General features: G+C 67.6%; 8 protein-coding genes. 2 read left to right on the top strand and 6 right to left on the bottom strand.

Features of this window, described 5'->3' with window-relative positions:
• The 6 genes from A5713_RS19665 to A5713_RS19690 form a co-directional block, all read right to left on the bottom strand.
• On the bottom strand, positions 1-118 hold a 118-nt coding region (locus A5713_RS19665), incomplete at its 3' end, for a bacterioferritin-associated ferredoxin (RefSeq protein ID WP_197516417.1).
• A gap of 13 nt (positions 119-131) precedes the next feature.
• A complete protein-coding gene (locus A5713_RS19670) occupies positions 132-758 on the bottom strand; it encodes a fatty-acid--CoA ligase (protein WP_197516418.1) in 627 nt (208 codons plus the stop codon).
• Between the two features lie 18 nt (positions 759-776).
• Positions 777-1,544: an alpha/beta fold hydrolase gene (locus A5713_RS19675; RefSeq protein ID WP_068098065.1), complete on the bottom strand. Its 768-nt coding sequence runs from the start codon at positions 1,542-1,544 to the stop codon at positions 777-779.
• A complete protein-coding gene (locus tag A5713_RS19680) occupies positions 1,541-2,548 on the bottom strand; it encodes a hypothetical protein (RefSeq protein WP_068098066.1) in 1,008 nt (335 codons plus the stop codon). The genes A5713_RS19675 and A5713_RS19680 overlap by 4 nt, the downstream gene beginning before the upstream one ends.
• A gap of 15 nt (positions 2,549-2,563) precedes the next feature.
• Positions 2,564-2,782 carry a hypothetical protein gene (locus tag A5713_RS19685; RefSeq protein WP_068098067.1) on the bottom strand — a complete coding sequence of 73 codons (219 nt, stop codon included), beginning with the start codon at positions 2,780-2,782 and terminating at the stop codon, positions 2,564-2,566.
• Complete coding sequence (locus tag A5713_RS19690; RefSeq protein ID WP_067927496.1) at positions 2,779-3,348, bottom strand: carboxymuconolactone decarboxylase family protein; 570 nt, start codon at positions 3,346-3,348, stop codon at positions 2,779-2,781. Before A5713_RS19690 ends, A5713_RS19685 begins: the two co-directional genes overlap by 4 nt.
• A gap of 124 nt (positions 3,349-3,472) precedes the next feature.
• On the opposite strand from A5713_RS19690, the gene A5713_RS19695 reads away from it, so the two are divergent.
• Both A5713_RS19695 and A5713_RS19705 read left to right on the top strand, forming a co-directional pair.
• Positions 3,473-4,066 carry a TetR/AcrR family transcriptional regulator gene (locus A5713_RS19695; protein ID WP_068098068.1) on the top strand — a complete coding sequence of 198 codons (594 nt, stop codon included), beginning with the start codon at positions 3,473-3,475 and terminating at the stop codon, positions 4,064-4,066.
• 496 nt (positions 4,067-4,562) lie between these two features.
• On the top strand, positions 4,563-5,014 hold a 452-nt coding region (locus A5713_RS19705), incomplete at its 3' end, for an alcohol dehydrogenase catalytic domain-containing protein (protein ID WP_156751954.1).

Raw genomic sequence — 5,014 nt, forward strand, 5'->3', positions numbered from 1 at the left:
GGCCGCAGTCGGCGCCCGCCCCGCAGGCCCGGGCGACGTCGTTGGTCGTGCACGCCCCGGCCTCGATCGCCTCGGTCACCATTTGGCTGGTGACCCCGTTGCACAGGCACACGAACATCCCGGGTGGCCGCTCAGTCCGCCTCGATGCGCATCATGTTGGTGAATCGGCCGACGAACACCGGCGGGTAGGGCCCCACCCCGGCGCCCGACATCCACTCGGCCGCGGCGTCGGGATGCTCGATCCACCGCCGCGCGCTCTCCTCGTCGGGCAACTCCGACATGATCAGCACCTCGTGCTCATCGTCGAAGGCCTGGAAGATCCACGTCTTGCGGATGCCGGCCGCGACGAATCTCTCGGTGGCCGAGGCGACTTCGGCGGCCAGCCCCGGCACGTCGTGGACCGAGGCGATGGTGGCGACGACGACGCCCGGTGCCTCCGGGGTCGCGGTGGGCGCCGGAATGAACTTGTCGACGATCTCGCCGGCGAAGACCGCCGGAATGTCGTCGACGCCGGCCGCGTCGAACCAGTCGAAGAAGACGCGCGAGCGCAGCAGTTCCACGATCGGCTCGCGGCTGTGGACTCCGATCATCACCAGCACTCGGCCGTAGTCGTGCGTCGAGGTGTAGACCAGGACGTGGTGGGCGCCGATGTCGGCCAGGGCCGTCTTCCTGCGCTCGAGCAGCGGCCACACCCGGCTGGGATCCGGAACGCGGTAGTCCGACGCGATCACCATCGAATGAATGTCGTTCGTCATCACCGCCGCCTCACACCGGATTCAACGACGAAGGTACTCGATGATCGCGGCGGCCACGGCGTCGGGCTGTTCGGGGAAAAGGGCGTGGCTGGCGTCATCGATGACGACGGTGCTGACGCGTTCGCCGTAGCGGGCGCGCAGGTCGCCCCATTCGGCGCGGTGGTGAAACGGGTCGAGGGCGGCGATGATCTCGAACACCGGCGCTTCCCCGGCGCCCCAGTAGCGCGCGACGTCGGTGTGCTGCGCGCAGTCCACCTGCATTGCAAGGGTTTCCGGATACCAGCCGGTCAGCCAGATGGAGGCATCGTGGCCGGGCGCGAAGAAGGCCATCCGCAGCGCGTCCAGTCGGGCCGCGTCGGGCAGAGTGAGGTCACCGACGCGTATCGGTGCTGAATTGATCTGTGGGTCAACGGTTTTCCCGGCTGCGGCGGCCAGGATCACTGCCGCCACGGTGTCGGGATGGTGCACGGCGGTTGCGCGCGCGACGAAGTTGTCGAAGGCGTGCCCGAGGATCACGGCGGGCCCGTCGGCCAGGTCCTCAATCACCCGCGCGATATCGCCGGCCATGTCGGCGAAGGTGACACCGTTCATGGGTCCACGGGAACCCGCGATGCCGCGCGGCTGTGGGCGTAACACCCGGTGGCCCGCGGCGACGAGCGCCGTGGTCAAGGCGTCGAAGTCGCCGCCGGCGTCGCGGCCGTAAGACGGGATGATCACGACGGCGGGCCCGTCTCCGTCGACGCGGGTGTCGATCGATGCCTGTGCTGTCTTCACGACATACCCGGTCATGTCTTCGTCCCGCCCATCGAGGCCGTTGCGGCATAACCTAATTCGACGCGCAGCACGGCGGCGCGTCGAACGATTCCGTCGGGAGGGGCAGTGGTGCCGCCGTCGGTGGTGACGTAAGCGACCCGCCCGCGTTCGCCGTCCGCCCTCCCCCAGGCGGCACTCGACGGCCCGACCAGGGCCGCGTCGAACGGGTCACCGGCGATGTGACGGACCTCGCTGCCGTGCCGGGGCTGCAGCGGCACCCGGTCGATCGTATTGGCGCGGTGCCGGGTGACGTAGGCGAACCCGGCGTCTTCGTCGAGGCAGAAGTCGTCGGCGTTGTCGATGGCGGCGACGAATTCGGCTGACCCGGCCGGGTCCAGCGTCGACGGGTCGACCGCGACGCGCATGAACACCTTCTGCGCGGTCGAGGTGTAGTACAGGTAGCCGGTGTGCGGGCTGTAGCGCACGCCGTTGACCCCCGGCTGCGGCGGTGGCGGCACACCGCTGTCGGGGTCGAAGGCCATCGTGTCGTGGGCCAGCCAGACCCGCGCGGACCCACGCCGCGCCTCCTGGTCGAGGTCGACTCGCCAGATCAGGCCCGCGAAGCAGTCGGCGACCGCCAGGACCCCCGGCGCGAGCAGGCAGCTGCCGTTGAGTCCGCGGGCTCGCCCGTCGAAGGTGTAGATCAGCTCCGGTGTCACGGGCCGTCCGGGCGCCCAGTCGGTGAGATCGACTCTGGCAAGGTGTGATTCACCGGTGGTGTAGGCCAGCGTCAGGTTGACGACGAAGACGTCGGGCGTGACCTCGACGATCCCGGTGACGGGGTGATCGAAGGTGTGCAGCAGGACCGGGTCGACGAGCGCGCCCGGCTGGGGCGGCGGCACCCACCACAGTTCGCGCTGCAGGACGGCGGTGATCAGCAGCGAGCCGTCGGCGCGCACGGCGAGGTTCTCCGGAAAGTATTGCTTCGGGAAGTACGCCACGGGAGTGAGCGTCACGGTGGGCAAAGGCTGAACAGACATGGTGGTCCTCGCTGGTTAGCTTTGGTCGGGCGCGGGAATCGCGAGGGCGGTGAGAATCGCGCAGCCGGCGTGAAAGGTGCCGGTGGTCAGCACCGTGATGCCCAAAACCCCTGCGGCGCCGGACCGTTGCGCCGCTTCTTGACGTAGCGCGTCGTCGACGCGAGGCCCGGTGCACCGTAGCCGGGCCGGGTCGAGGTCGAGGCGGCCGCCCAGGGCCTGCGCGACGCACCTCACTGGTCCAGCCCCTCAGCATTGGCGGGCACGTCGAAGGCGCCCAGGGTCAGGCACACCATGGTGAACCACCCCAGCAGCACCGCCACGTCGACGATGCCGGCGTCGCCCAACAGGTCCCGGGCGCGCCGGTAGAGCCCCGTCGGCACCACCCGCGTCGTGACCAACGCCGACGCCAACTCGTAGACCACTTGCTCGCGCGGGTCGTCGAACGACGCCGGCAGTCCCGCGATGAGGGCTTCGACCGCCCGCGGGTCGAGGTGGCCGTCGCGCTCGGCGATGATCTCGTGCTCGTAGGCGGCGTACGCGCTGCGCCATTGAGCGGTGACGAGAACGGTGGCGATTTCGATCTCGGCCTTGCTCAACGTGGAGTATCGCTGAAAGTAGGCGCCGGTCGGCACGATGGTCGTCGACAGGGTCGGGTTGGCCAGCCAGATCTTGTGCGGGCCCGGCACCAGCCCGCGCAACCCCCGGGTGAAGTCATATGCCTGTTTCATCGCAGGCTCCATCTGGTCGACCGGCGTCTCCACAAACCGGCCGAATGTGCCGAAGTCAGTTGCCTGAGTCATGTGCCGTCATCTCCTCCTGGATCGAGGCGGAAATCCGCGAACGTGCGTTCACGTTTATGGTCTGCCCCGGCTTGCCGCCTGTCAAACGCGAACGCTCGTGCTTTTTTATGCTACGTTGACGAGCATGCCGAAAGTCACGCCGGAGTACCGCGCGGAACGGCGCGCACACATCCTGGCGGCCGCGCGGCGTTGCTTCATCCGTAACGGGTTCCACGCCGCGTCGATGCACGACCTGGTCGAGGAGGCGGGAATGTCCTCCGGCGCGGTGTACCGCTACTTCCCCAGCAAAGACGCGGTCATCGAGGCGATCGCCGCCGAAAACCTCGAGCAAGTCGTCGCCGTCATCGGACAATCCATCGACGATGGCGCCACCCCGCAGGCGGCCATTGCGACCGTGCTCGACTTCGTCACCCATCGCCACGGCGAGGACGGCTTCGCCGCCATCGCGGTGCTGGTGTGGTCCGAAGCCCTGCGCAACGCGACGCTGGCCACGCACCTGCGCGAGGCGATCGGCACCGCGCTCGCCAAGTTGAGCACCGATGCGCCCACTCGATCCGATGTCCGACTCGACCCGACGGCCGTCGCCGACCTGCTGCTGTGCGTGCTGCCGGGCTATCTCATGCGGTTGGCCCTAGGCGGACCCGAGGCGGTCGAGAATATTCCCACCGCCATCGAGACGGTGCTCAACGTTTCCGAGCGGTCACCGGAACCTGCGTAAGCATCTCCGCTGCAACAGCTTTCCTTAGGTGCCTATCGCCATATCCGATGAGCCGAGCAATCGATGCACCAATCATCCTCTCCCCCAGACGAATTAGAGGGAGATGAATCACATGGAATCTGTCGCGAAGAAATCGGAAATGCCGGAATATCGGCCACGCGCGGGCAGTTGCGGGTAGTGATGAACGCAATCGGTTACACCTCGGTGGCCCAGCAGTACAGCGAGCCGCGGTGTTACCGGAGCTCCATGCGGGACCCGGGACTCCCCGAACGCAGCGGCATAGACGGCGGATTGAGCCTGTCGCGATGGACCAAGAAGGTCACCGAACGGCCCACCATACCCGTGGGCTCGATCGGCGTTACCAAAGCCATTCAAGGATCAAGGTAACAACAAGATCCCCGCCGGACACACAACGACGAGCTGATCACCTTCGACGAGCACCGACGCAAACTCACACTTTGTTGACACCGAAACCGACAGAGAGAGGAATCAGGCGATGCGCGTATACCGGTTCGATGGCGCCGCCGGAGGACTCGACGGGTTGCGGCTATGCGACGAACCCGTCCCTTCACCACAGCGGGGAGAGCTGCTGCTGAGAATCAAGGCCGTCGCACTGAACTACCGGGACATCGCGATCCCCCTCGGCCGCTACGTGCGGGACGCCAGGCATGGTCTGGTGCCGTGCAGCGACGCCGCCGCCGAGGTCGTCGAGGCGGGCGAGGGCGTCGACGACTACCGCCCCGGTGACCGGGTTGTCAGCGCTTTCCACCCCAGGTGGTTCGGCGGCCCGATGCCGCCGACCGCCAACTCCGACAGCTACGGCAGCGGGCAGGACGGGTGGCTCACCGAATACAAGGTGGTGTCGCGGGAAGCGGTCGTCGGCATCCCCGCGGCGATCTCTGACGAACGGGCGGCGACGCTGCCCTGCGCCGGGGTCACGGCGTGGAA

It is taken from the genome of Mycobacterium sp. E2497 (assembly GCF_001668695.1).
GTDB lineage: Bacteria > Actinomycetota > Actinomycetes > Mycobacteriales > Mycobacteriaceae > Mycobacterium.